Below are 25,806 nucleotides of genomic sequence, written 5' to 3' on the forward strand. Positions count from 1 at the left end.
GTAAAGCTGACGTGATCAAAGATCGAAATTTTGACGACCTGGCGCAAAAATTTGCCAAAAGTATTTATGGCACGGCGAAAGGTGAAATCCGCCAGTCGGTAGTCTGGCAGGATCTTGAGCAGATCCTCACCGTTCTTGACACCGAACAACCGTTGCATATCCTCGATGCCGGCGGCGGGCTGGGTCAGTTGTCACAGAAGCTGGCGGCACAGGGGCACCAGGTCACGTTATGTGATCTTTCTGGTGAAATGCTCAAGCTAGCCGAGCGGGACATTGCCAACAACGGCCTGCTTGCGCAATATCGCCTGGTCCACAGTCCGGTGCAAGCGATTGGCGAGCATCTGGACTGCCCGGCCGACCTGATTCTGTTCCATGCAGTGATGGAATGGTTGGCCGATCCCAAAGCGGCGCTGGACTACTTAATGCAGCAAGTGCGCCCCGGCGGCGTGGTCTCCGTAATGTTCTACAACTATAACGGCCTGCTGTTCAAGAACCTGATCTGTGGCAACCTGACCCACATCGAGCAGGGGATGCCGCATCGCAAGCGGTTTAAGCTTCAGCCCCAGCAGGCGTTGGCGCCGGAAGAGGTATATCAGTGGCTGACGGATGCCGGGTGGACCATTTTGGGGAAAACCGGTGTACGCACCTTCCATGACTATATGCAGACCCATATGGTGGGTGATTACAGCCTGGAACAAGTTATCGAGATGGAGCAGAAGCTCTGTCGACAGGAGCCTTATTTGTCTTTGGGCCGGTACATTCATGTATACGCGCAAAAGCCGTTGACAGACGGTACATCCCCGGAGCAAGAGGCGTATCAAAGTAACAGCAATAAGGACAACGGATGAGTGATGTATCCCAGACCGTTCCGGAGTTGGTCAGTTGGGTTCGGCAGCATGAGTTTGCCCTGAACCTGCCAACCGAGCGGCTGGCGTTCTTGTTGGCGATTGCTGTCTTGAGCGGCGATCGCTTTGATGAAGAATTAGGGGAAGGGGAGCTGATCGATGCGTTTCGCATTGTCAGCGAGATGTTCGAGCAATCCCAGGAGACCCTGGCCTTTCGTGCCAACAACGCCATCAATGAATTGGTTCGGCAACGGTTGATCACCCGGTTTACCAGTGAACTGACCGAGGGCGCCAGTATTTACCGCCTCAGCCCGTTGGCGCTGGGGATCACGGACTATTATGCTCGCCATCGTGAATATTCATCCCTCAAGCTGTCGATCCAGCTGGCGATGGTGGCCGATGAGATCACCAAAGCGGTCGATGCCGCCGAAGAAGGCGGTGACGAGAAGCACTGGCGCCAGGAAGTTTACGCGGTGCTGAAGTATTCGGTAGCGGAAATCTTCGATCGGATCGATCTCAACCAGCGCACCATGGACGAGCAGCAGCAGCAGGTCAAAGAAGATATCGCAGCGCTGCTGAATCAGGACTGGCGGGCGGCGATCACCAACTGTGAAAGCCTGCTCAATGAAACCTCCAGCACCCTGCGTGAGCTGCAAGATACCCTGCAGGCCGCCGGTGATCAGCTGCAAACCCAGCTGCTGACGATTCAGGAAGCGATCCAGGGCAACCCGGATCTGGATTTCGTTGATGGGATGATCTACATCCTCCAGGCCAAGCTGGACCGGATTATCAACTGGGGCCAGCAGGCAATTGATCTGTGGATCGGCTATGACCGCCACGTCCACAAGTTCATCCGGACGGCCATTGATATGGACAAGAACCGTGCCTTCAGCCAGCGCCTGCGCCAATCGGTGAAAGATTACTTCGACGCGCCGTGGATGCTGACCTATGCCGATGCTGATCGCCTGCTGGATATGCGGGACGAAGCCCTGGTGCTGCGGGACGACGAAGTCACCGGTATCGTGCCGGAAGAGATGGAATTTGAAGCACTGGATCGGGTCAGCGATCAGCTGGCCGAGCAGGTTGCAGCCATGTTGCAGGCCCATAAAAAAACCGGGGCTGCCATTAACCTCAGTATGCTCCTGAAAGATTATTTGGCTCAGCATCCCCAGGCACAGCATTTTGATATGGCACGCCTGGTGATCGATCAGGCGGTCCGGCTCGGTTACTCCGAGTCCGACTTCAACGCCATCCAGCCGGACTGGGAAGCCATCAACGACTACGGAGCCAAGGTACAAGCGAATGTCATCGATAAATATTGAAGAATTTATGCCTGAAAAGCTGGCCAAGGCAATTGCAAACCCGCTTTTCCCGGCACTGGATAACGATCTGCGCTCAGGTCGCCACATCGGCAGCGAAGATTTAGATAAGCACGCCCTGCTGATTGAATTCGAGCAGGCGCTGGCCCTGTTTTATAAGCGTTATAACGCCGAACTGGTGCGCGCACCAGAAGGCTTTTTCTATCTGCGCCCGCGTTCGACCTCGCTGATCAGCCGCTCGGTCTTGTCCGAGATCGACATGCTGGTGGGCAAGGTACTGTGTTTCCTTTACCTGAGCCCGGAGCGTCTGGCCCAGGAAGGGATCTTCAGCAACCAGGAGCTGTTTGACGAGCTGATGTCTCTGGCCGATGAGCAGAAGCTGATGAAGTTGGTCACCCACCGGGCCAGCGGTTCGGATCTGGACCGGGAAAAACTGTTCGACAAAGTGAAAACCTCGCTGCGACGCCTGCGCCGGATCGGGATGGTGATCCCGGTCGGTGAAAACGGCAAATTCCGGATCAGCGAAGCGGTGTTCCGTTTCGGTGCCGATGTACGCACCGGCGATGATGTCCGTGAAGCCCAGCTGCGCCTGATCCGTGATGGTGAAGCGGTGGTGGTGCATCAGCAGGAGCCGAGCCAGTCCAGTCTGCTGGATATGGCTGAAGATCAAGTGGTCGAAGAACAACTGGAGCTGGCCACCGAGCCAGCCGGACAGGAGGATGAAGCCTGATGGAACGCGGTAAGTATCAATCGCTGACAATGGTCAACTGGAACGGCTTTTTTGCCCGGACCTTTGACATTGATAACCTGGTCACCACGCTGTCGGGCGGCAACGGCGCCGGGAAATCAACCACCATGGCGGCCTTCATTACCTCGCTGATCCCGGATCAGAGCCTGCTGCATTTCCGCAATACCACGGAAGCGGGCAGCTCCAACGCCTCTCGCGATAAAGGTCTGCACGGTAAACTCAAGCCGGGTGCCTGTTACGCCGCGCTGGATGTGGTGAACTCGAAAAACCAGCGTATTATGTTTGCGGTCAAGCTGCAGCAGGTCGCGGGCCGGGACAAAAAAGTCGATATCAAGCCGTTTATCATCCAAGGCTTGCCGTCGCAGGTGAAACCGACGGAAGTCCTGGTGGAAACCCTGTCTGAAAATCAGGCCCGGGTGCGCCAGATCAACGAAGTCAAAGATGTCGTCACTGAGATGGAAGGGGTGCAGTTTAAAGCCTTTAATTCCGTCACCGATTATCATGCGCAGATGTTTGAATTCGGCGTGCTGCCGAAGAAGCTGCGTAACAGCAGCGATCGCTCCAAATTCTACCGCCTGATCGAAGCCTCGCTGTACGGTGGGATCTCGAGCGCCATTACCCGCTCGCTGCGAGACTACCTGCTGCCGCAAAACACCGGGGTGAAAAAGGCTTTCCAGGATATGGAAGCGGCGCTGCGCGAAAACCGCATGACGCTGGAAGCGATCAAGCTGACTCAGAACGATCGGGATCTGTTTAAACATCTGATCACCGAGGCAACGAACTATGTTGCCGCCGACTATATGCGCCACGCCAATGAGCGGCGCAAAAAGCTGGAAATGACCCTGAGCCTGCGCGGCGAGCTGACCGGCTCGCGCCAGCAGCTTGAGGATCAGCAGCGCGCACTGACAAACATGACCGGTGAGCTTGATGAGCTGACCGAGCTGGAAGGGGCGCTGGAGCAGGATCATCAGGCGGCGTCGGATCACCTGCAACTGGTGCAGACGGCGGTTCGCCAGCAAGAGAAAATCGAGCGCTATCGTGAAGATCTCGAAGCGCTGACCGAGCGCCTGGAAGAGCAGGTGGTGGTGGTTGAAGAAGCCGCCGAGCAGCTGGCGATGGCCGAAGAGCAGGCGCTGCTGTCTGAAGAAGAAGTCGACAGCCTGAAAACTCAGCTCGCTGATTACCAGCAGGCGCTGGATATGCAGCAGACCCGTGCCCTGCAATACCAGCAGGCGGTACAGGCGCTGGAAAAAGCGCGTGAACTGGCCAATGACCATCAGCTGCTGCCGGATCAGGCGGTGCCGTATCTGGCCCAGCTGAAAAAAGAGCAGGATACCCAGACCACGGCTTTGCTGGCCCTTAAGCACAAGCTGGATATGTCTTCTGCGGCAGCCCGCCAGTTTGAGAAAGGATTGGCGATTGTCACCACCATCGCCGGCACGGTCGAGCGCTCAGGTGCGGCAGACAAAGCGCGTGAGCTGATTGCCCATGCCCGTCAATTGCGTGGTATTGCCGATCGTGGCGAGCAGCTGAAATCTCAGTACCGCGATCTGGAGCGCAGCATGCGTAGCCAGCGCCAGGCACTGGAGATGGCCGAGCAGTATGCCAAACGCTTTGCGATGACCATCGATGGCGAGCTGGCGTTGGCCGAAGAGCAGGCCCGTCATGAGGCCACGCTGGAAAGTCTGGAACAACAGCAGGCAGATTTGGTTGAGCAACGCAGCGAGTTGCGTCGCCAGGAACAGCAGCTGGGCACTCAAATCAGCACCCTGGAAGCTGCCGCGCCGGCCTGGATCGCCGCGTCGGAATCTCTGGACAAGCTGGCCGAGCAGTCCGGGCAAGAGCTGCACGACAGTCAAAGCGTGATGGCGGCCATGCAGCAGACGCTGGATAAAGAGCGTGAGGCATCGACGGCCCGGGATCAGCTGGCCGCGCGTAAAGTGCAGCTGGAGCTGGATATCGAACGTCTTGCGCAGCCGGGCGGCAGCGATGACTCGCGTCTGCGTGCGCTGGCCGACACTTTGGGCGGTTGTCTGCTGTCTGAAATCTATGACGATATCACCATTGATGACGCGCCGTATTTCAGCGCCATGTACGGTCCGGCCCGTCACGCGATTGTGGTTCCGGATCTGAAAGGCATTAAGGAAAAGCTGGTTGATCTGGACGACTGTCCGGACGATTTGTACATCATCGAAGGCGATGCCGATTCGTTTGATGACAGTGGCTTTGATGTGGATGAGCTGGATCAGGCGGTGTGCGTCCATCTTAATGACCGTCAGCTACGTTACTCCCGATTCCCGAAAGTGCCGCTGTTTGGCCGCGCGGCCCGTGAGCAGCGTTTAGAACAGCTGCGCGACGAGCGCGAGCAGGTGGTGGAAGAGCACGCGAAAGCGGCGTTCGATGCCCAGAAACTGCAGCGTCTGTACCAGAGTTTTAACAGCTTTGTGGCCACCCATATGGGCGTGGTTTTCAATGCTGACCCGGAAGCGGCGCTGAAAATTGCCCGCGATCAGCGCAGCCAGATCCAGCGTCAGCTGTCAGAGACGGCCGCGCAGGAGCAGCAGCAGCGTAGTCAGCTTGCTGCTGCCCGTGAAGGCCTGGCGTTGCTGGGTAAACTGAGCCCGCTGGTTAGCCTGCTGGAAGATGACACCCTGGCGGCGCGATTTGAAGAAGTCGAGCAACAGTTGTCGCAACTGGATGAAGCATGCAGTTACCTGGACCGTCACGGTAAGGCAATTGCCGAACTGGAAGGGCTGGTCTCCGCCCTGGATGCCGATCCGGAGCAGTTTGATGCGATGCAGGCCGATTATGAGCAGGCTGACCGCCAGCTTCAGGCGCTGAAGACCAAAATTTTCACCGTGGCCGATTTGGTCGAGCGTCGCCATCATTTCAGTTACGCCGATTCGGTCGAGTTGCTGAACAAGAGCTCGGAGCTCAATGAGCAGCTCAAAGCCAAACTGGTGGCCGCCGAGCGAGAGCGTAACCGCAACCGTGAAGCACTGAAGCAGAGCCGGGCTCAAACCAACCAGTATAACCAGTTGCTGGCCTCGCTGAAAAGTTCGCATCAGGCCAAGCTGGAAACCGTGCAGGAGTTTGAACGCGAGTTACAGGAGCTGGGTGTCCGTGCCGATGTGGAAGCAGAAGAGCGTGCCCGCCTGCGCCGTGATGAGTTGAGCGAGCGTTTGCACAGCTCCCGTAGCCGTCGCAGCCAGCTGGAAAAAGCGATCACTTCCGTCGAGCTGGAAATGAAAGGCCTAGTGAAGCGACTGCGCAAGGTCGGAAAAGAGTATCAGGAAATTCGTAAACTGGTGGTGGCCGCCAAAGCCGGCTGGTGCGCCGTGCTGCGCCTGGCGCGCGAGAGCGATGTTGAACGTCGTCTGCACCGCCGTGAAATGGCGTATATGTCAGCTGACGAGCTGCGTTCGCTGTCGGATAAATCCCTCGGTGCGTTGCGCTTGGCGGTGGCCGATAACGACGATCTGCGCGATGCACTTCGCGCTTCGGAAGATGTCTCCCGGCCAGAGCGCAAGGTTCTGTTCTACATTGCGGTGTACCAGCACCTGCGGGAGCGGATCCGTCATGACATCATCCGCACCGATGATCCGGTCGAAGCGATCGAAGAGATGGAAGTGGAGCTGGCTCGCCTGAGCGATGAGCTGTCTGCCCGCGAGCAGCGTCTGGCGATCAGCTCGGACTCGGTAGCCAACATTATCCGCAAGACCATCCAGCGTGAGCAGAACCGGATCCGGATGCTGAACCAGGGGCTGCAAAACATCGGCTTTGGTCAGGTCAAAGGGGTTCGCCTGAATGTGAAAGTGCGCGATACCCACGAATCCTTGCTCAGTGGTCTGGCAGAGCAGCAGGAGCAGCATCAGGATCTGTTCGGTAACCAGCGGTTGTCGTTCTCTGAAGCCATGGCTAAGCTGTTCCAGCGTCTGAACCCGCATATCGATATGGGTCAGCGCTCGCCTCAGGTGATGGGCGAAGAGCTGCTGGATTATCGTAACTACCTGGAGCTGAGCATTGAGGTTAACCGTGGCACCGATGGTTGGTTACAGGCGGAATCTGGCGCGCTGTCGACCGGTGAGGCGATTGGTACCGGCCAGGCGATCCTGCTGATGGTGGTCCAGAGCTGGGAAGAAGAGTCTCGCCGCTTGCGCGGTAAAGACATTATTCCGTGTCGTTTACTATTCCTGGATGAGGCAGCGCGTCTGGATGCCAAGTCGATTGCTACGCTGTTTGAGTTGTGTGAGCGGTTGGATATGCAGTTGCTGATTGCCGCGCCGGAGAATATCAGTCCGGAGAAAGGAACCACTTATAAGCTGGTGCGGAAGATCTTCAAAGATCGCGAGCATGTACATGTGGTCGGCCTGCGTGGTTTCGGCCAGGAGCCGAAAGTCACGGCATCGCTTCAGGAAGCGCTGACACTGGCACCAGAGCCGGCCTAACGCCGTCAAAACAGTGATTATTTTATGATGAAGGTCGGGTTTTCCCGGCCTTTTTTGTGCGCGTTTCTTATCATTCCTGACCGAATGTCTTGTTCCTAAGATCCTTATCTCATTACTTAATTGCGCTACCGATAAATAATTTGCCCAGCCATAACCCTCTAAAATTTGAACTGTTGGATTCGGTCATTCAAAACTACAAGCCAAGTACAGCGGCGGCCAGAGCAGCGGCTTGGTAACGACCAATTTACACGTTGTCGTAGGGGTGTAGAGATGAAAAATATAATACTAACGATGCTTGCCACTTTGGTGGTGGCTGGGTGTGGCGGATCAGATGGCGATAATACCATCGTCTCAGATGTGGGCAGTGGGGCAGATTCAGTGCCGATTTCTGTCGATGTGTCTAAGCCGCCAACAGAGGTTCCGCCAAGTGATGATGATTTACAGGCCTGTATGGCGATCGAGTCGGTTAAGCTGACAGACCTGGCCGGGAATATTGTGGAGTGGACCACACGCAGTATGACCAACCCGGAAGAAATGAGCTCTCAGCAGTGTATTCCACAGGATTCGTCCATTCCGGTCGATAGTGACGGCTATCCGAAATTTATCGTGATTGACCTTTATGATATTACCGGGGTTGATTTGGTGCACCTGATTTCCGAGCAGTTGGTGCCGGTGGGTGAGTATGTCAGTATGAGCCTGTCGATTCTACAGGGCGAATACGGCGACTTCCTTGATACACCCTATTCCTATGTCGGCAGTCTGGTTGATAAGCAGAAAATGGAAATTGTCGATGAGCTGACGTTCGACGGCCTGAACATCAATATTGATGTCCCGGAAACCTTTACCATGGCCTTCGATTTCCGCAGTATGATCCAAATGGTCGAAGGGGCGTATTACCTGAAAAATGAAGGGCTGCGCCTGGTGAAAAACGCCTTGTCCGGCGGTATTTTCGGGGACATTAATACCGGCTCCTGCCCGTCAAATGACGATGCTTATGTCTATTTGTATGAATCGGACAGTGAGCAATACGGCGATCTGGGATCAGAGTATACCCCGGTGATGACGGCCAAAGTGACCGAAGACAATCAGTACACCATGTCTTACGTGCCGGAGGGCCACTACGATGTGGTGCTGGTGTGTGACGGCCTGAAAGACGCACCGGATCAGATTGACCTTGACATCGATCTTGACGGCGATGCGGCGAAGTACACTGATCAGCATGTCGAGAGTGGTGAGCAAAAATACCTGCCGCTCTAGCGGCGGGATTGCAACAAGCTTCGCGATGCGAAGTGATGAGAGTAAATAGAGCACACCCAAACCGCCAGCGGAGTCTGGCGGGGCGGGCAGACGCCGCAGGTGATACGACAGGGATACACAGCCAACAAATGCAGCGTCATTCAGCGCCGATTCAGTAGAGAACGTTAGAATGTTAACCGTTTTAAGATGATCAACCTCTCAAAATTCTGATCTCAGACTAAAAAATTGCAATCTTTCCTCCTTATCTAACTTGCTGACCCAAAGGCAAATCCCATGGGATGTCCGTAAACCTGGTCATTTCTGCCTGACTAAATCCGGTTGTTTTTTAATCATCAGTTCTATAGATTTCTTTCCTACGCGATTTTGGATTGATGGAAAGAGAACCTTTTATGCCTGCAGTAATGACCCTAAAGAAAGTTGTTTTTGGTGCCATGCTTGGCCTTGCGGTTACTGGCTATGGAACGGCCCAGGCTTCAAATACCACATCTCCGACAAACCACCTGCTTTCAACCCTGAACTATGTTGAGCTGGAAGCGGAGCAGGGGGACAAGAATATGCAGTTGTTCTTGGGACGTGCATATCTTGAAGGGACCAATGGTTTGCAAGCCGATCCGATGAAAGGTATGTACTGGCTGGAAAAAGCTGCGGTTGATATGCCGGAAGTGAAAACCATGATTGGTGATCTGTTTAAAGCGGGTCGACTGCTGCCGAAGAACAATGATCTGGCGGTTCGCTGGTACACTGCAGCAGCGAAAGAAGGGGATGTTCCTGCGATGGTCGAACTGGGCGCTTACTATGCTTCGGGCGCCACCGGCAAAGTGGACTGCGGGAATGCGATCAAATGGTTCAATGAAGCGGCGAACGGTGGCTCACTGGACTCCAAGCGTAACCTGGTGTGGCTGTATGCTACCTGTGCCGATGAGCGGATGCGAGATGGTGAGCGGGCATTAAAGCTGGCCAAGCAGGTTCTGAAGCGTGACGGCACCGGCGATGCGGGTGATTACGATAACCTAGCGGCTGCGTATGCTGCCTGTGGAGAGTTCCGTCGTGCGGTCGAAGCGCAGGAAGTTGCGATGGATAAACTGGAAGATACCCAGGGCCAGCGCTACGCCAAGTTTGAAAAACGTCTGGAACTGTATCGTCAGAATCAAACGATCTTCACTGCGTCTCTGTAATCTTATCATTTTTCAAAAGCCGGCTCCCATCTGCATTCTGGGAGCCGGCTTCTTCTGTATCTGCCATCTTGCAGACTTTTTCTGTTGGTGCGATGCGGTATTGCGACTGGTGATCGCCAGCCATCGCGTGTGCACCCAGCCTTATGGGTATCATTAACTATAATGAGGTTGGGTGAAATCAAGCCTTTGTGAGTTCGGCACAGGTTCATCCGCGCAGAGTCAGGTAAACTCGCGCGTTGATGAGCCGGCCTGATGTGGCCGGCAGCGAAAATGGGATGAAGCTGGAACACCATGAAACGAGAGCAACAACAAGTGAGTGAAGATGTAAAACCGACGGCACCGGTCTATGGGGTCGGAGACAGTACGTTGCGGGCTGCCGGTGGTGAAACCGGAGTCAGAGCGCTGGTCGATGCGTTTTATGACTATATGGACACTTTGCCGGAGGCTGCGGGGATCCGTGCCATGCATGATGCCGATTTGTCGGAGTCCCGTGACAAACTGACGACATTTTTGATTGGCTGGATGGGCGGGCCGTCCAACTATGCCGAGAAGTACGGCAGTATCAATATTCCGGGGGCTCACCGTCACCTGGCAATTGGCCTGGCGGAAAAAGAGGCCTGGTTGCTGTGTATGCAAAAAGCCCTGGACGATCAGGACTACGAAGAGGTCTTTAAGCGTTATGTGATGGTTCAGCTCTCTTTTCCGGCGGAAATGTGCCGCAATCGCTAGCCGCTTGCTTGATCGCCTCACCGAAATCACAGCGACCCGCACGGCAGCTACTGCCTGCGGGTCGCTGTTCGTTTTAAATCACTTTCAAAGCTTTCATTCAGAAGTCCCAATGCTGGCGAAAGAATTCGTCAATCGCTTCCAGGGCTTTTTCTAAATACTCTTTCCAGTCACGGTCCGGGATGGGTCTTGCTGACGTTGGAAAAACCATTGCTCTTTGAGCCTCCGCCTGAAGGGATTTGGTATTACTTCGTCCTTTAAGTATATCAAAGCGGATGGCCGCCACAGGTGAGGAGTGGGGGTATCGTCCGGGGACTGCGTTGGAAAACTATTCACCCGTTCCTGCTCAAGTTTATTCGGGAATTCATTCAAGAATCATTTGGGCAATGATTTAAAAGTCCGCATGGACGCGGCAATAAAGCACGTAATCTATCGACTCAGATAAATTATTCTATTTCTAAGATATGGGCGAATTAACTTGCTGTTCTTCATTGTTTTTATTTATTCCAAAACGGAATGAATTACCATCCAACCTTTCGCTGTTCAGCAAGTTGGCCGCAATGATACTGTCAGCGTCCACACAGTTTCAGAGCAAAGACGAAATGGATATTTCTTTAGATATTCTGGCCATGTTATTTCTGGTTGCGGGCCTGGCCGGGTTTATTGATGCAATTGCCGGCGGTGGCGGCCTGTTGACGGTGCCAGCACTGTTGGCAGCCGGGATCCCGCCAGCCCAGACTCTGGCGACCAATAAACTGCAAAGCTCTTTCGGCAGCTTTTCCGCAACGCTGTACTTTGTCCGGAGTGGCCTGGTGCGACTGAGTGACATGCGCAATGCGATCATCTGTACCTTTATTGGCTCCATGCTTGGAGCGGAACTGGTTCAGCGAATTGATGCCGGGATCTTAACCAGCTTGATCCCAGGCTTGCTGGTGGCGATTTCGCTTTACTTTCTGCTGGCACCTCAGGTCGGCCAGGGCGGCGGTACACCGAAACTGTCGGACAATGCGTTTGCGTTAACCATCGGCACCAGTGTTGGCTTTTATGATGGCTTTTTCGGTCCGGGCACCGGTTCACTGTTTACCGTCGGTTTTGTTGCAATTGCTCAGCTAGGGCTGGTCGAGGCCACGGCACGCACCAAGGTCCTCAACTTCACGTCCAACATAGCAGCCTTGCTGTTTTTTATTCTGGCCGGTCTGCCAGTATGGGAAGTCGGTCTGATTATGGCCGTGGGCGGATTCCTAGGCGCTCGGGTAGGTGCGAAAGTGGCAGTGACCAAAGGGCGAAAACTGATCCGCCCGATGGTGGTAAGCATCTCTATGCTGATGGCGCTCAAGCTTCTGTGGGAACAGCATCCGCAATGGTTTCAATGAGTCGCTGAACCCGCGTTGAACGGTAGGTTTTGTGCCGGTAGCACAAGTGAACCGGGCGGGTGAGGTGGTCCAAGAAATCGAAGTGGTGGCAGTGCACCGGATCAATCTTGAGTGCTTTGACAATCGACTGCGGGATCAGAGCCGGCGCTACGCCGCCGAGCGCGAGCTGGGCTGAAGCGGTGTAGGAGTCCATCTCCATCAGTGGCAGGATCCCCGCCTGCTGGAGCAGGCTGGCCTGGTATGCGTTGGCCGGGTTTTTCAGGTCGTTGACCAGGATAGCATCCGGCTGACGGCCAAGCGGCTGGTGACTGACAATGGAAAACGGCTCATCCAGCAAGTGTCGGGTGGCCAGCCCGTGGTGCGGCGGCAGGTGTCCGGCACAGAAGCCCAGGGTGGCATCACCGGATTGGACCCGCTCAATAATGACCGGGGTGTGATGGGTTGAGATCGAGATATAGGGATCGATATGCAGGTACTCGCCCAGCCGCTGGCCGAGATATCCGGCGACCAGGGTTTCTGAGCAGGCGAGGGAGATCAGGGTCTGATCCTGGACGTGTTGCTGCTCGTAAATCAGTCCCTTCAGCTCGCGATAGCTCGGACCGACGTTGCGGATCAGGGCATCTGCATCCGCAGTCAGCTTAATTCGCCGTCCGTCCGGCTCTATCAGCTTTTTCCCCAGCCGCTTCTCCAGCCCGGCGATGCGCTTACTGACCGCACTCTGGCTGATATACAGGGTACTGCCTGCTTTACTCATGGTGCCTTCTCTGGCCAGAACCAGCAAAGTCTCAATCCCTTCTAACAGCACGCAATACTCCTTGTCGCTTGTAATACTCAACGCTCGTGTGATGTCGGGTGATTATACCCTGATAGCGTGCCGTGGGGCAGTGCTGGTGGAGTCCGGGGGTGTATGCGAAGCGGTGTGAGCTGGATGGGAAAAGGGGGCCTAAATAGCCGGCAGACCGGCTATCTATGCTGTGACCGGGTTACTCACCGGTTGGGGTTTCTTGCTGGGTAATACTACCCACTTCCAGCACTGCGGCGACATCCAGATGCTCTGCATTCATCATGGATGAGATACGCTGAACCGAAGACAGCAGCAGAGACTGCTCCCAGTCCTCCAGTTGCTGAAAACGAGAAATGAAACTCTCCTGGAGTAACATCGGAGCCTGAGCCAGGGCTTCTTTACCCTGCTCGGTCAGGTACGCATGGACTTTACGTTTATCCAGCTTACTGCGCTCGCGGATCACCAGACCGCGTTTCTCCAGGCGATCGAGAATGGTTGTCGCTGTCGCCTGACTCATATTGGTGTTGTTTGACAATTGACGAATAGTGACCTCGCCCGAGTCACGAATCGCTCGCATCAAAACTAACTGAGGCCCTGTTAACCCTGCAACCTTATTGAGTTTTCTCGAATGCAAATCGATAGCTCTAATAATCTGTCGAAGGGCAATGAGGACTTCTTCGTGCTTGTCCATTTTACTCTCCCAAATCAGTTGCCGCGAAGGTACATGAATATCAATAAACATGAAAGACTTAGTTGCAACAAAGTCGATAAAACTGCGATACCTAACAGGAATTATCGTCGTGTTGGGAAAGTAACACAATTTTCAGTCCATGTTCGAGGATGAATCTGCATTAATGAAGTAAGCAGTCACTTTTCTCTAGCGCATAGTCGTGTTTATTGCCAGCTGACTCACTATAGCAGGAAAAAGGTGTGACGGATTGCACATGATGGTGTTTTTTTGATTACCCTTTTATTTATTGAGTGATTGGCTATTTCAAATTGTAAGAAAGTTGGATAAAATCTACGAATAATAATGATTCTCACTAACATGTCTGTTGATGTGAGGGACTTTGGGTATAGCAGCTATAAAAAGGATGATAACCAGAATGAACACCAAATTTACCCGCAACCTGATTGCTGCGTCGCTGTTGACGTTGCCTGTATTTGCACAAGCAGCGCCAACCAAAGCTGACGTTGTAGAACACTATGCTGATATTGCTCACAGCGTGTTCAGTGATGCGTTGACGACCGCACAATCGCTGGATAAGGCGCTTGATGCGCTGATTGCCAATCCGTCGGAAGCCAACCTGAACAAAGCCCGTGAAGCCTGGAAGGCAGCTCGTGTTCCTTACCAGCAATCAGAAGTTTTTCGTTTTGGTAATGCCGTGGTTGATGACTGGGAAGGCCAACTCAATGCCTGGCCGCTGGATGAAGGCCTGATTGACTATGTCGCCGGTGAGTACCATTACGAGCTGGGTAATGAAGGTGCCAAGGCCAATATTATCGCCAACCAGAGCCTGCAGATTGGTAACAGCGAAATTGATGTTTCCCAAATCACCCCTGAGTTGCTGGCTGACCTCAATGAGCTGGGCGGCTCGGAAGCCAATGTTGCGACGGGTTATCATGCGATTGAATTCCTGCTGTGGGGCCAGGATCTGAACGGGACAGAGCGCGGTGCAGGTGAGCGTCAGTACACCGACTTTGCGTATGGGGAAGCGTGTACCAATGACAACTGCGATCGTCGTCGCGCGTACCTGAAAGCGGCATCTGAGTTGCTGCAATCTGATCTGACCTGGATGACCCAGCAATGGGCCGCAAACGTGAAAGGCAACTACCGTGCTGAGCTGCTGGCAGACTCGCCGGAGAACGGTTTGCGCAAGATGCTATTCGGGATGGGTTCTCTGTCTCTGGGTGAACTGGCCGGTGAGCGAATGAAAGTCGCGCTGGAAGCCAACTCAACTGAAGATGAACACGATTGTTTCTCTGATAACACCCACTACTCTCATTACTATAACGAGCAGGGAATTTACAACGTTTACACCGGGACTTACATGCGTGTGAACGGAACGCTGGTGTCCGGCCCGGGTATCCATGCCCTGGTAGAGCAAAAAGACAAGCAAGCAGCGAAACAAATCCAGGCAGAGTTTGACCGTGCCCGTAGCCAGGTCTACACCCTGGTTCAGTCTGCCGAGAAGCAAAATCAGCACTTTGATCAGCTGATTGCGGCTGGCAATAAAGCGGGGAATGCAATGGTCAATGATGCGATCTTCGCCCTGGTGAAGCAGACGGCTGAAATCGAGCGTGCAGCGAACATCATTGGGATCAGCAACCTGAACCCGGATACGGCTGATCACCAGTTTTAAGCAACTGTTCAGCACCCAAACTGACTCAAGGGCTCACACGAGCCCTTTTTACCTTTACAATCAGCAGAGTATGTAACATGAAGTTGTACCTTACGGCAGCATGGATTTCTATGGCTGCATGCTCCATTACGACCTCCGCTCAAGCGACTGGCTCTGAGTCCAAACCTGCATCCAGCATCACCCTGAAGTCCGGTGGTGGCACCACTGTCAATAAATCTGGCCCAAACGCTTTTTCTCTCCCGGCGGCCAATTTACCGTTGTCGAAACGCCTGGATTTTAGTGTCGGCAATAGCTTCTTTCGTAACCCTTGGGTTCAGGCGCCGGCAACCACGGATGCCCGTGACGGCCTGGGGCCGATTTTCAACACCAATGGCTGTCAGAACTGCCATATCAAAGATGGCCGGGGCCATCCGCCGGAGCCGGGAGACAGTAATGCGGTCTCTATGCTGGTACGCCTGAGCATTCCGGCCACGACGGCTGAGCAGCAGCGAGCTTTGATCACTGGCGGGGTGATCCCGGATCCGATTTACGGCGATCAGCTGCAGGATTTCTCCAACCCGGGCGCCGAACCGGAGGGGCAGGTGGCGGTCACTTACCGTGATGTGCCGGTGACTTTCGCGGATGGCGAGGTGATTACGCTGCGAGAGCCAACCGTGACCATTACCGATTTGAACTATGGTGCCTTGCATCCGGAAGTGATGTTGTCGGCCCGGATTGCGCCGCCGATGATTGGCCTGGGGCTGCTGGAACAAATTCCTGAAGCGACTCTCGAAGCGATTGCCCGCGAGCAGCGTGAGGGCCAGCAAGGGATCTCCGGCAAGCTGAATAAAGTGTGGGACGTTCAGTTGCAGCAAACCGTGACCGGACGATTTGGCTGGAAGGCCGGTCAGCCGACCGTGATGCAGCAAAATGCCGCGGCGTTTAACGGCGATGTTGGTCTGACGAGCAAGCTGTTCCCGCAGGAAAACTGTACTGCGGCACAGACGGTATGTGCGGAGCTACCGAGTGGCGGTGAGCCGGAAGTTAGCGATAACGTACTGACATTTGTTGAGTTTTATGCCCGCCACCTGGCAGTGCCGGCGCGTCGTAACATCAACGATCCGCAGGTCAAACAAGGTGAAGCCCTGTTTAAGTCGACGGGCTGTGAAAGTTGCCACCGCACGGCAATTCAAACTGCGAAGAATGATCAACTCCCTGCGCTGTCAGAGCAGATCATCCACCCGTATTCCGATTTGCTGCTGCACGATATGGGAGAAGGTCTGGCTGATCACCGCGGTGAATTCCTGGCCAGCGGCCGTGAGTGGCGAACCGCGCCGCTGTGGGGCATCGGTTATACCGAAGAAGTTAATGGCCATACCTACTTCCTCCATGACGGCCGGGCACGGAACCTGATGGAAGCGATTCTCTGGCATGGCGGCGAAGCACAGCAAAGCCGTGATAAAGTATTGATGTTAAATAAGAATGAACGCGATGCATTGATTGCTTTCTTGCAGTCGCTCTAGGGAGAAAGTATGAGAAGTTCCGTATTTTCAGTGGCTGTTGCGGCGCTAATGATGAGCGGCTGTCAGGAGCAGCAAACGATGAGTGAGTCTGTTCACCAGCTGCATGTCTCATCGGCTGAAAACTTTGCGACCGCTGCTGTGGAACTGAATCAGGATTTGGCAGCTGTGTGTGAGGACTACAGCCCGGCGACGCTGGACACAGCGCAGCAGTCCTGGCAACAGGTGATGGAGCGCTGGATGGTGTTTCAAGGCCGGGAGAAGGGCAGTGAATCGGCGTTAGCGCTGAGCTGGCAGATCCAGTTCTGGCCGGATAAGAAGAACATTACCGGGATCAAGCTCAGTCAGTTGCTGAAGCAGGATAAAGCCTGGACGGTGGATGATATTGCTGAGCAGAGCGTGGCAGTTCAAGGCCTCGGTGCGATCGAGTGGTTCCTGTTTGAGCGCGCTGATCAGCTGGAAAACGGTCAGGGCTGCCGGTTGGCTGGGGCGATTGGCGATCGTCTGGCCCAGAGTGGCGAGCAACTGGTTTTGGCCTGGCAGGACAATCCATGGCAGCAGATGACGCCACAGCTGGCGCTGGGCGAGTATCTGGGCGCGCTCAATAACCAGCTGGATTATAGTATGAAAAAGCTTGGCCGGCCGATGGGCAAGCCGGGCTCGCCAAAGCCTTATCAGGCAGAAGCGTGGCGCTCGCAAACTTCGTTGAGCCACCTCAAGGCCAGCGTGGCAGCGATGCAGCAGCTCTACCTGGCTGGCGGCAATGGCCTGGATGCGATGCTCCGTCAGCAGGGGTATTCAGATATTGCCGATCGGATCAGCCATCAGTTTGCTGCCCTGCTGGAAGGCTGGCCGCCGTCTGATGCCATGGTACCGATGCTCAAAACTGTCGCGGGGTATCGCGAACTGTTGAAGATTTATAACAGCCTGGAGTATATCCGGATTGCGCTGCATGATGAGGTGGCGCCGGAGTTAGGGATCGTGGTGGGGTTCAATGCAACCGATGGTGACTGATACAACACGACGCAAGCTATTGCGTGCCGCCCTGGGAGCCGCTGCGCTGGCCCCGATGACTTCTGCCCTGACGGCTTGTAGCAGTACGACGTCGGCAACCCGGGCGACGCCGCGAATTATCGGCTGTAGCCGTACGGCCAAGGGCGGTTATGCGGTGGTTGTGGCAGCGCAAGATGGTCAACCTATCTACCGGGTGGCGCTGCCGGGTCGTGGCCACGGGGTTGCCCTACAACCGGGCGGGACGCTGGCAGCGGCATTCAGCCGTCGTCCGGGCCAGTACCTGCAGGTGATGGATTACCAGAGCGGCGAGGCCTGGCCGATCCGCGTCGCTGATCCGGGCCGGCATTTCTACGGTCACGGGGTGTTTTCCGCTGACGGTCAGTACCTGTACGTGACCGAAGGGATCAGCACCACCAGCGAAGGCGTAATTGGCGTCTATCAGGTGGTTCCGGGTCTGCCGAAGGTTGCTGAATATACAGGATTTGGTATCGGCCCCCATGAAGCCGTGCTGGTCGATGCCCAGACGCTGGCCATTGGCGTAGGCGGGGTTCACACCCAGGGGCGGACGCCGCTGAACCTGGAGACGATGCAGCCGGCGTTGGTTTACCTCGATGCCCGGACTGGCGCGTTGCTGGAGCAGGTCACGCTGGCCGATAAACGGCTCAGTATCCGTCACCTGAGTGTGACCGATACCGGCGAAGTGGCGTGTGGTCAGCAGTACCGTGGTGAGCCGGAGCAGGCGGCACCGCTGGTTGCACTGCATCGCCGCGGGGAGCCGCTCCGCCAGCTGCTGGCAAATGACGAGCAGTGGCTGCGGTTCAATCATTACATTGCCAGCATCGCCAGTGTCGACGGGTATTTACTGGCCACGTCGCCACGGGGCAACTGTTACGGGATTTGGCATGAAGCCAGTCGCGAGCTGGTTGATATCCGTCCGCTGGTGGATGCCTCCGGGGTTGGGATCTTCCAGGGCGAATGGCTGGTCGGCTCCGGCTCCGGGAAAGTGCTGACTGTGGCACCGCCCGCTCAGGTGACCGGGTCTCAGAGTCCGGTGATGTGGGATAACCACTGGAATGTCTTGCCGGTCTAACCGGTCCCCGAGCATTAGAAAACCCTGTGTGCTGTGCACACTCTGCGGTAACGCCTGATCATCTTTTTGGGACACCAGTGTCCGCCGCAGAGTCTGCTCCTCCCCTTTATTGAGCATCTATCTCTCTGAAAGGCAACTTTATCGTGGGTTTCAACCTGCCGATTTCAAGAATTGAAACATTTCTGCTGTTGCCCACCGTCTAAATTTAAGTCCGTCAGGCTGCGAATTTGCCATACTTATACTGTTGTAAACGGGGAACTCCCATGGCTATATCTAAGCTTTGTAGTATCGGGCTTGCTGTGATGGTCACGGCTCAGGTGGTGTCGGCTGAGACACCGTTGCCTGCTCAGTCCCCAGTCGCGGCATTGACCGCAGCTGAGCCGGCGGCTGTAGCGCGTGCGCCGCAGGCTGATGCTGAGCAATGGGTTCGTCAGGCAACGCGCAACCTTTCGAGCGTGCAATACATCCAGCCACTGGCTGAGCTGTATCTGGCCAACGGTTATGCGCCGCTATGGCAGGACGCTTTCGCTGCCGATGAGCTGGAAGCGCAGCTCCGATCCCTCGCCCTGTCCGCGGTGAGTACTGATTTCTCGCATCGTTTCACGCAACTCAAGCTGCTAAAACAATCCAATGACTGGCGCCAGTATGACTTGCTGGCGACCGATACCCTGCTGGCTTATATGAGCTATCTGGAAAGTTTGCCCGAATACGGGCGGGGCTGGTTGTTTGGGGCCGGGGTTGAGCCCCGCCTGCCGCCGCCGTCTGCGATGGGATTGAGCCAGCTGCATCGCGCAATTGAGACCGGGCGGTTACGCCAGTTTGTGGGGGCGCTGAAACCCCAAGATCGGCGTTATGCCGAGCTACAGCGGGCCATTGATGCGTTGGTACAAACGATGCGTGAGCCGTGGCCCGGTTTTTATCAGCCGGGGTATATCCGGCTGGGCACCCGATTGAAAAGGCCGGAGGCCCTGATCACCCGGTTGGCGATGCTGGGTGATTTAACGGCCGATCAGGCGGAACAGCTCAAAGCAGCGCATGTGCGGACTTATAACATCGACCTGGCCAATGCGGTGAAGCGCTTTCAGCAACGGCACGGGCTGAAAGTCGACGGGGTGATAGGCCCGCAAACCCGGTACTGGTTGGCGATGCCGGTGCAGGAGCGGATCCGGATCCTGGCGCTGAATGCCCAGCGGTTACGCCTGTGGCCGGCAGATGTACCGTCGATGTTGGTGGTGAATATTCCGGCTTATGACCTGAGCCTGTGGCTGGATAATGAACATGTGCTCGATAGCAAAGTGATTGTCGGGCGTCCCAGCCGTCCGACGCCATTGATGACCTCAACGGTTGCGTCCGTGGTGTTCAATCCGTACTGGAATGTGCCGAACTCCATTATGCGCAAAGATATTTTGCCGAAGGCCCGGTACGATCGCGGTTATCTTTATCGCAATGGCTTTCGGGTGATCCGAAGCTGGAACAGCTCAGAACAGATCCCGATCCACACCATTGACTGGCGTATCGTCAATGCAAAAGCATTTCCGTATCGGCTGCGCCAGCAACCGGGAAAGAGAAACGCACTGGGGCGGTTTAAATTCAATATCCCCAACAATAATGCAATCTACTTGCATGATACGCCGGCCAAAAGCCTGTTCAACAAAACCACCCGGGCATTCAGCTCCGGCTGTATCCGGGTCGAGCATGCCGACGACTTGGCCCGGATCCTGTTAACCGATTCCGGGGTTTCACCACAGCGGGTCGATGAGCTCAAGGCCCGGAGCAAAACCCGAACTGTCGGGCTTAATAACCAGGTGAAGGTACATCTGATTTATCAGACAGCCTGGGTGGATGGCGACGGGCGGGTGAACTTCCGCAACGATGTCTACAGCTATGATCAAAACAACCAGGTCCCGCAAAAGATAGAAAAATTTACATTTCTTTTTTCAGGTGAAAAACCTTACTAGTCAACCATTAGTCAAAAATCAACCACCACACTGTCGGGTTTTTGTCATTTTGGGGTTTGACTGAATAAAAACCGAACGTTATCTTGCTATTCGTTTTGCCGTAACTGGCTCGATTAATGCAAGAAATGGTTTAGGTTAGGATGTCTGAGATTGATTACACGCGTCGCCGGTTGTTGGCTGCCGGAGGAGTGGCTGTCGGCGCATGTTTACTGCCTGGAGTGGCACTTTCAAGTCCGTATAAAGCCTCCAGTCCGAATGAAGTTTCTAATCCGAATGAAGTGACCAGCGCTCGAACGCTGTCACTGTGTAATATCCACACCCGCGAGGATCTCGAAACCCAGTATTTTGACGGGAAAAGTTATATCCGACAGGAGCTGCAGCGGATCAATCATATCTGCCGTGACTTTCGACGCAATGAGGTAGCGCATATGGATCGACGCCTGTTTGATGCGATCGCCGAGATCCAGCAAGGTTTGGGCCATAAAGGCCAGGTGCGCATTATTTCGGGATATCGATCACCGGATACAAATCGCGCGCTGCAAAAAAATGGTGGTGTGGCGAAAAAAAGCTATCATATGAAAGGTCAGGCGATCGACTTCAACCTTGAAGGAGTCCCGTTGTCGAAAGTGCGTAACGCCGCACTGGAACTTCGCCTTGGTGGCGTCGGCTATTACCCGAAGAGCGGGTTTGTCCACATTGATACAGGTCCGGTACGTCGCTGGTAACTGGGTCGCTGCCGCTACATACGAATAATTCCAAAGCCGGTTTCTGTCTCCCTCTCTTGGCAGTCACCGGCTTTGTTGTCTGTGGCTTTTTCAAGTTTTGACATTGGTCGCCGGCCTGCTCCTCATGTTATCCTGCGGCCAGTTGATTGATGTTGAGGAGAGGGCGATGAGTCTTCAGTATACAATTGTTCCGGTCACCCCGTTTCAGCAAAACTGCTCTATTATCTGGTGTGATGAAACCCATGAAGCCGCAATGGTGGATCCGGGGGGCGATATTGAGCAGCTCAAGGCTAAGGTGCAGACACTGGGGCTGAAGATCACCAAGTTGATCCTGACTCATGGTCACCTGGACCATGTTGGCGGCACTGCGCCGCTGGCCGCTGAGCTGGCAGTGCCGGTTATCGGTCCGCACCGGGACGATGCGTTCTGGTTGCAGGGGCTACCCGAGCAGAGCCAGATGTTTGGTTTTCCGCGCACCGAAGCCTTTGAGCCGGATCAGTGGCTGGCAGAAGGTGATGTGATCACGGTCGGTAACCAATCGCTCCTGGTCTATCATACGCCGGGCCATACACCGGGCCATGTGGTGTTGTTCAGTGAGACCGCCAAGCTGGCGTTTGTCGGTGATGTGCTGTTTAAGGGCGGTATTGGCCGCACGGATTTCCCGAAAGGGGACTACCAAACCTTGATTGATTCCATCAAAGGGAAATTGTGGCTGCTGGGCAATGATGTCACCTTTATTCCGGGGCACGGGCCGCAATCAACGTTTGGTCAGGAGCGCGCCTCAAATCCGTTTGTCGCGGACGAAATGCCGCTTTACTGAGGCAGTTCAACGATCCCGTTACCAGTGCAGCGCTTCACCCCGGAAGCGCTGCTGTTCGGCGGCCATCAGCACGCCGCGAGATATCGCCGGGTCAGCCCAACGAAGTCATCCGTTGGGCGATCCAGTAGATCTTCGGAAATAAAGAAGTCATACCCCAACAGCTCGCGATTGTACTTCATCCGGTTGGCCAGCATCGCGAGCAGCCCTTTCAGCGTTTTGCCGCTTCGGGTGATGTAGTGCCGGTCATCAAACAGCATATCCTCAATGTGGTGAGGCGGATGCTCGGCCCGGCGGTAAGCCATGATCAGCAGCGCCCGCTGCTCCATCAGAATTTTGCTGGCGATCCGCGGGCAAATCGATTCCAAAAATTCGTCATACTCCTTCAGTCGGACGCCGACCCAGGGAATGGGTTGATGCCAGCCCTGATAGGCCACCGTTGCCGGTCCGATCTCCGCAATATTAGTCCAGCGGGCCAGCCAGCCGCCATACGGGCTGTGGAACTGCAGATGCATGAAGGTCAGGGTGAAAGACACTTCCGGATCCTGGGTTTGTTTGATGCCGATAATCAGTAAGGTGACTGCTGCGAGCAGCAGCAGCGCGACAGCTGCCGAGTTGATTTGCGGAAACCAGAAGACGAGTAAGCCCAATGCGAGAAATGCACTCAGACTCAAGAGCAGCAAGATGCCACGGGGTTTGGCGGTTAGGGGTTTGATATAGCGGGTTTTCAAGTAGCGCTCCTTCTGATTGTCATTGTCAGTGGTTCCATGCGTCCCCCTGAATCTGCCGTGCAGGGGCGCGGCCGTAGAACTGAAGATCACGCTGATGTGTTAATTATGGACGATCTTCGTGAGGGCTGGCTTGAACAATCAGACGCTTGGCGCATGATAAGCCTACTTTTTCATATTCCGTACAGTTTACCGCAGTTGGCCACCGAATTTAAAATATTACCCGAAAGTTACAACCTTTTTCCTGCCGGGAAACTTGTCAGAAATGGGAAGTTATCTCATATTTTTGTCTAAAATCACGTTTTGTTGTTGGTTAAATAGTCGTTTGCTGGCATTTCTCTGACATCCTTGGTATAACACGCGCTTACTTTTTCCCGCTGGCGATATCAATTCAGCAAGTAACTGATTGGTATATGGTGGTGACTGAAAGTAGTGCAACGGAGTAGGAAATTTAATGAGAATCTCTCACAAACGTAAAGTACAGCTGAAGCTGCAAAAGCGCGTGAAAGCAACTGTAGCAGTAGCAAAACCGGCGGCAGCGAAACCTGCTGTGAAAAAAGCACCAACTGCAGAAACAGTAAAAGCTGCCCCAGCGGCAAAACCTGTTGAAAAGCAACAGCCAGCTGAAGCGGCGCCGGTGGCGACGCAAGTGTCACTGACACCAAAACAGCAAGCTGTGCTGGACATTGTTGTAACCCATGCTGAAGGGATCAACCCGAAAGGTATCGGTCTGCAGGCAGGTCAGGAAGATGCGAAAGCGGCATCCTGGGCCACGGGCGCGCTGAAGAAACTGGCCGAGGAAGGTCTGGTTGAGCGCATCCAGCTGGCAGGTAACAAAGTACTGTACAAAGCGGTATAAGCCTGTTGAACCCGTTCCTGCCAGACAGGAGCGGGTGCCTTTCCTGAGCGTCGCGCCTTTCTGCATTCTGATGACGCTGTCGATTTTTTAAGACACCCCCGAATCACTGCGGTTTTTTCCGCTCACTCCACAAATCCGTCTTTTTTCTGAGACTTGCATCTGTGTCGCTTGGCTGTTGATTTTTACCGTGAAAATATCGCAGTGTCTGGCCGTAGCCGGATTGACGCAGATTATTGCTCAGATTTCTGTAAGCTCTGCTATAACTTACATAACAAGGTACCTGTGGCTGAGAAATTGAGAATCGGAGGCAGTTTTATGACGATGATCAGTGCGAGAGAGTTTGCCGGCTGGCTCCGCAACCGCTTTGCTGATGAAGAGCAGGGTGTGTGCCTGACCCGTGACGATATTAATCAACTGACCGGCAGACAAGGATTTTCACTCGACTTTGCCCACGATATTCACTATGAACTGATGCAGCATGGGATGGCGTTTGTGACAGATACGTCGCGGGAAACCTTCTACCTGATGCCGGTTTCGAAAAAGTCCTGGCGAGAGCAGCTGGAAAGCCAGTATGAAAGAGAACTTTTTTATAATGTGCTGCCGCTGGATAAGTCCGGTTAGGGGGCGACAGCGAACGGTTTTTGGGGAAACCACGGCGAATCAAGTGGATCAACAAAGGGCGCAACGCGCCCTTTGTTGTGACTCTGTCCAGTTAAAGAACGGCCGCGATGCCTTTGCACAATGGTTGCATGTTGGCTTTGGTCATCCCGGCGACACTGATGCGACCTGAGCCGACAATATAAATGGCGAACTCTTCTTTCAGGCGCTGAACCTGGGCTTTGTTCAGGCCGGAGAAAGAGAACATGCCGTTCTGGCGCTCAATGAAACTGAAGTCTGCCTCGACGCCCAGATCTTTCAGAGTCTGGACAAACAGGGTCCGCATTTCCTGGATGCGATCGCGCATATCCGCTACTTCCTGCTCCCACTCCGCACGCAGCGCGGCATCGTTGAGGATCTCGGTGACAACGGCGGCGCCGTGCGCTGGTGGGTTGGAGTAGATCACCCGGGCAATTGATTTAACCTGGCTGAAGGCAGTTTCTGCTTGCGCTGCGGTTTCTGCAACTAAGGTAAAGGCACCCACACGCTCGTTGTACAAGCCGAAGTTCTTCGAGAAAGAGCTGGCAACCAGCAGTTCTTTACACTGGCCGGCGAAAATACGCAGGCCTTCGGCATCTTCTTCCACGCCTTTGGCAAAACCCTGGTAAGCAAAATCAAACATTGGCAGCAGTTGTTTTTCAACGCATAGTTCGGCCAGTTTTTGCCACTGGGCAGCATCCGGGTCGATCCCGGTTGGGTTATGGCAGCAGCCGTGCAGCAGCACGATGTCACCCGGGGCAGCATTGGCCAGATCGGCCAGGGCTGCCTCGAAGTCCATATCTTTGGTGTCGGCGTTGTAGTAGCTGTACTGGACAGTCTCCAGGCCGGCGGCGGTGAAGACACCGTTGTGGTTCGCCCAGGTCGGGTTGCTGATCCATACTTTGGCCTCACCCAGCTGACGTTTGATAAACTCTGCCGCCAGGCGAAGCGCACCGGTACCGCCCGGTGCTTGGGCTGTTTTCGCGCGTTTGGATGAAATGATCGTCGAATCTGCGCCGAACAGCAGTTGCTGTACCGCCAGGCCGTATTCGGCAGTTCCCGGAATGCTCAGGTAAGACTTGGTGGTTTCTTTTTCCAGCAAAATGGCTTCGGCTTTCTTGACTGTGCTCAGGACCGGGGTATTGCCAGACTCGTCTTTGTAGATCCCGACACCCAGGTTGATTTTTTCTGAACGGGTATCGTTTTTAAACTCTTCAGTCAGGCCAAGAATCGGGTCAGCGGGAGCGGCAGTGATCTTTTCAAACATTATGGTCATCCATGCTAATTAAACAAAGGGCGATGGCCCTATTTATACCTTGTGTGCGTCACCCTTGACAACAACAGCTTACACTTTCATTAAAGTTTTCGCGCTGTGCTGTAAACGATTGCGCAATTTAAAGACGGGCAAACAAAAAGGCTACCTGTTCAGGTAGCCTTTGGCG

General features: G+C 54.6%; 22 protein-coding genes. 17 read left to right on the top strand and 5 right to left on the bottom strand.

The annotated features are described in order from the left end of the window. The first annotated feature begins 11 nt into the window (after positions 1–11). The 7 genes from cmoM to NNL38_RS05725 all read left to right on the top strand — a co-directional run bounded on the left by cmoM (position 12) and on the right by NNL38_RS05725 (position 10,521). Positions 12–848, top strand: a complete 837-nt coding sequence (gene cmoM / locus NNL38_RS05695) for a tRNA uridine 5-oxyacetic acid(34) methyltransferase CmoM (protein ID WP_255390058.1) — start codon at positions 12–14, stop codon at positions 846–848. Then, positions 845–2,167 (top strand): chromosome partition protein MukF, encoded by a 1,323-nt coding sequence (gene mukF, locus NNL38_RS05700; protein ID WP_255390059.1) that lies wholly within the window; start codon positions 845–847, stop codon positions 2,165–2,167. The genes cmoM and mukF overlap by 4 nt, the downstream gene beginning before the upstream one ends. Continuing rightward, a complete protein-coding gene (gene mukE, locus NNL38_RS05705) occupies positions 2,148–2,894 on the top strand; it encodes a chromosome partition protein MukE (RefSeq protein ID WP_255390060.1) in 747 nt (248 codons plus the stop codon). Before mukF ends, mukE begins: the two co-directional genes overlap by 20 nt. Continuing rightward, complete coding sequence (gene mukB / locus NNL38_RS05710; RefSeq protein ID WP_439651386.1) at positions 2,891–7,360, top strand: chromosome partition protein MukB; 4,470 nt, start codon at positions 2,891–2,893, stop codon at positions 7,358–7,360. Before mukE ends, mukB begins: the two co-directional genes overlap by 4 nt. Before the next feature lie 270 nt (positions 7,361–7,630). Then, positions 7,631–8,617 (top strand): hypothetical protein, encoded by a 987-nt coding sequence (locus tag NNL38_RS05715; RefSeq protein ID WP_255390062.1) that lies wholly within the window; start codon positions 7,631–7,633, stop codon positions 8,615–8,617. Positions 8,618–9,006: 389 nt separating this feature from the next. Further along, a complete protein-coding gene (locus NNL38_RS05720; RefSeq protein WP_255390063.1) occupies positions 9,007–9,792 on the top strand; it encodes a tetratricopeptide repeat protein in 786 nt (261 codons plus the stop codon). A 291-nt stretch (positions 9,793–10,083) separates the two neighbouring features. Further along, entirely contained in the window at positions 10,084–10,521 is a 438-nt protein-coding gene (locus NNL38_RS05725; protein ID WP_255390064.1) for a group II truncated hemoglobin, read from the top strand. A gap of 97 nt (positions 10,522–10,618) precedes the next feature. Here the strand turns inward: NNL38_RS05725 and NNL38_RS05730 are convergent, their stop codons facing one another. Beyond that, positions 10,619–10,729, bottom strand: a complete 111-nt coding sequence (locus NNL38_RS05730) for an RteC domain-containing protein (RefSeq protein WP_255390065.1) — start codon at positions 10,727–10,729, stop codon at positions 10,619–10,621. A 391-nt stretch (positions 10,730–11,120) separates the two neighbouring features. Here NNL38_RS05730 and NNL38_RS05735 point away from each other — a divergent pair, with 391 nt between their 5' ends. After that, complete coding sequence (locus NNL38_RS05735) at positions 11,121–11,891, top strand: TSUP family transporter (RefSeq protein ID WP_255390066.1); 771 nt, start codon at positions 11,121–11,123, stop codon at positions 11,889–11,891. Here the strand turns inward: NNL38_RS05735 and NNL38_RS05740 are convergent. Continuing rightward, positions 11,851–12,696 (bottom strand): LysR family transcriptional regulator, encoded by an 846-nt coding sequence (locus NNL38_RS05740; RefSeq protein WP_255390067.1) that lies wholly within the window; start codon positions 12,694–12,696, stop codon positions 11,851–11,853. The genes NNL38_RS05735 and NNL38_RS05740 overlap by 41 nt on opposite strands. Positions 12,697–12,874: 178 nt before the next feature. Then, positions 12,875–13,366: a MarR family winged helix-turn-helix transcriptional regulator gene (locus NNL38_RS05745; protein ID WP_255390068.1), complete on the bottom strand. Its 492-nt coding sequence runs from the start codon at positions 13,364–13,366 to the stop codon at positions 12,875–12,877. A 415-nt stretch (positions 13,367–13,781) separates the two neighbouring features. Here NNL38_RS05745 and NNL38_RS05750 point away from each other — a divergent pair, with 415 nt between their 5' ends. From NNL38_RS05750 to NNL38_RS05780, 7 genes are all read left to right on the top strand, one after another. Next, the gene (locus NNL38_RS05750) at positions 13,782–15,038 is read left to right on the top strand and encodes an imelysin family protein (protein WP_255390069.1); all 1,257 of its coding nucleotides are present in this window, start codon (positions 13,782–13,784) and stop codon (positions 15,036–15,038) included. 77 nt (positions 15,039–15,115) lie between these two features. Then, on the top strand, positions 15,116–16,540 hold the full coding sequence (locus tag NNL38_RS05755; RefSeq protein WP_255390070.1) for a di-heme oxidoreductase family protein: 1,425 nt from the start codon (positions 15,116–15,118) through the stop codon (positions 16,538–16,540). A gap of 9 nt (positions 16,541–16,549) precedes the next feature. Beyond that, positions 16,550–17,551, top strand: a complete 1,002-nt coding sequence (locus tag NNL38_RS05760; RefSeq protein WP_255390071.1) for an imelysin family protein — start codon at positions 16,550–16,552, stop codon at positions 17,549–17,551. Then, on the top strand, positions 17,541–18,641 hold the full coding sequence (locus NNL38_RS05765; protein WP_255390569.1) for a DUF1513 domain-containing protein: 1,101 nt from the start codon (positions 17,541–17,543) through the stop codon (positions 18,639–18,641). Before NNL38_RS05760 ends, NNL38_RS05765 begins: the two co-directional genes overlap by 11 nt. Positions 18,642–18,904: 263 nt before the next feature. After that, complete coding sequence (locus NNL38_RS05770) at positions 18,905–20,599, top strand: L,D-transpeptidase family protein (protein ID WP_255390072.1); 1,695 nt, start codon at positions 18,905–18,907, stop codon at positions 20,597–20,599. Between the two features lie 149 nt (positions 20,600–20,748). Continuing rightward, the gene (gene mepK, locus NNL38_RS05775) at positions 20,749–21,324 is read left to right on the top strand and encodes a peptidoglycan L,D-endopeptidase MepK (protein ID WP_439651387.1); all 576 of its coding nucleotides are present in this window, start codon (positions 20,749–20,751) and stop codon (positions 21,322–21,324) included. 166 nt (positions 21,325–21,490) lie between these two features. Further along, positions 21,491–22,144, top strand: coding sequence for an MBL fold metallo-hydrolase (locus NNL38_RS05780; RefSeq protein ID WP_255390074.1), 654 nt, complete (start codon positions 21,491–21,493; stop codon positions 22,142–22,144). A gap of 65 nt (positions 22,145–22,209) precedes the next feature. On the opposite strand, the gene NNL38_RS05785 is transcribed toward NNL38_RS05780, so the two are convergent. Then, positions 22,210–22,872, bottom strand: a complete 663-nt coding sequence (locus tag NNL38_RS05785; protein WP_255390075.1) for a DUF2982 domain-containing protein — start codon at positions 22,870–22,872, stop codon at positions 22,210–22,212. A 451-nt stretch (positions 22,873–23,323) separates the two neighbouring features. On the opposite strand from NNL38_RS05785, the gene NNL38_RS05790 reads away from it, so the two are divergent. Further along, positions 23,324–23,728, top strand: a complete 405-nt coding sequence (locus tag NNL38_RS05790) for a MarR family transcriptional regulator (RefSeq protein WP_255390076.1) — start codon at positions 23,324–23,326, stop codon at positions 23,726–23,728. 315 nt (positions 23,729–24,043) lie between these two features. Continuing rightward, on the top strand, positions 24,044–24,349 hold the full coding sequence (locus tag NNL38_RS05795) for a hypothetical protein (protein WP_255390077.1): 306 nt from the start codon (positions 24,044–24,046) through the stop codon (positions 24,347–24,349). A gap of 91 nt (positions 24,350–24,440) precedes the next feature. Here the strand turns inward: NNL38_RS05795 and NNL38_RS05800 are convergent, their stop codons facing one another. Then, complete coding sequence (locus NNL38_RS05800) at positions 24,441–25,631, bottom strand: amino acid aminotransferase (protein ID WP_255390078.1); 1,191 nt, start codon at positions 25,629–25,631, stop codon at positions 24,441–24,443. Between the last annotated feature and the right edge of the window lie 175 nt (positions 25,632–25,806).

The sequence above is a fragment of the Photobacterium atrarenae genome (assembly GCF_024380015.1).
GTDB lineage: Bacteria > Pseudomonadota > Gammaproteobacteria > Enterobacterales > Vibrionaceae > Photobacterium > Photobacterium atrarenae.

Bases quoted from the DNA above. Each gene is read 5' to 3' on its own strand.
- mukF (WP_255390059.1), top strand. From the start codon at position 845: ATGAGTGATGTATCCCAGACCGTTCCGGAGTTGGTCAGTTGGGTTCGG.
- NNL38_RS05765 (WP_255390569.1), top strand. From the start codon at position 17,541: ATGGTGACTGATACAACACGACGCAAGCTATTGCGTGCCGCCCTGGGA.
- NNL38_RS05715 (WP_255390062.1), top strand. From the start codon at position 7,631: ATGAAAAATATAATACTAACGATGCTTGCCACTTTGGTGGTGGCTGGG.
- NNL38_RS05725 (WP_255390064.1), top strand. From the start codon at position 10,084: ATGAAACGAGAGCAACAACAAGTGAGTGAAGATGTAAAACCGACGGCA.
- NNL38_RS05735 (WP_255390066.1), top strand. From the start codon at position 11,121: ATGGATATTTCTTTAGATATTCTGGCCATGTTATTTCTGGTTGCGGGC.
- NNL38_RS05790 (WP_255390076.1), top strand. From the start codon at position 23,324: ATGAGAATCTCTCACAAACGTAAAGTACAGCTGAAGCTGCAAAAGCGC.
- NNL38_RS05750 (WP_255390069.1), top strand. From the start codon at position 13,782: ATGAACACCAAATTTACCCGCAACCTGATTGCTGCGTCGCTGTTGACG.
- mukE (WP_255390060.1), top strand. From the start codon at position 2,148: ATGTCATCGATAAATATTGAAGAATTTATGCCTGAAAAGCTGGCCAAG.
- NNL38_RS05730 (WP_255390065.1), bottom strand. From the start codon at position 10,729: ATGGTTTTTCCAACGTCAGCAAGACCCATCCCGGACCGTGACTGGAAA.
- NNL38_RS05800 (WP_255390078.1), bottom strand. From the start codon at position 25,631: ATGTTTGAAAAGATCACTGCCGCTCCCGCTGACCCGATTCTTGGCCTG.
- NNL38_RS05795 (WP_255390077.1), top strand. From the start codon at position 24,044: ATGACGATGATCAGTGCGAGAGAGTTTGCCGGCTGGCTCCGCAACCGC.
- NNL38_RS05745 (WP_255390068.1), bottom strand. From the start codon at position 13,366: ATGGACAAGCACGAAGAAGTCCTCATTGCCCTTCGACAGATTATTAGA.
- NNL38_RS05755 (WP_255390070.1), top strand. From the start codon at position 15,116: ATGAAGTTGTACCTTACGGCAGCATGGATTTCTATGGCTGCATGCTCC.
- NNL38_RS05780 (WP_255390074.1), top strand. From the start codon at position 21,491: ATGAGTCTTCAGTATACAATTGTTCCGGTCACCCCGTTTCAGCAAAAC.
- NNL38_RS05770 (WP_255390072.1), top strand. From the start codon at position 18,905: ATGGCTATATCTAAGCTTTGTAGTATCGGGCTTGCTGTGATGGTCACG.
- NNL38_RS05760 (WP_255390071.1), top strand. From the start codon at position 16,550: ATGAGAAGTTCCGTATTTTCAGTGGCTGTTGCGGCGCTAATGATGAGC.
- NNL38_RS05720 (WP_255390063.1), top strand. From the start codon at position 9,007: ATGCCTGCAGTAATGACCCTAAAGAAAGTTGTTTTTGGTGCCATGCTT.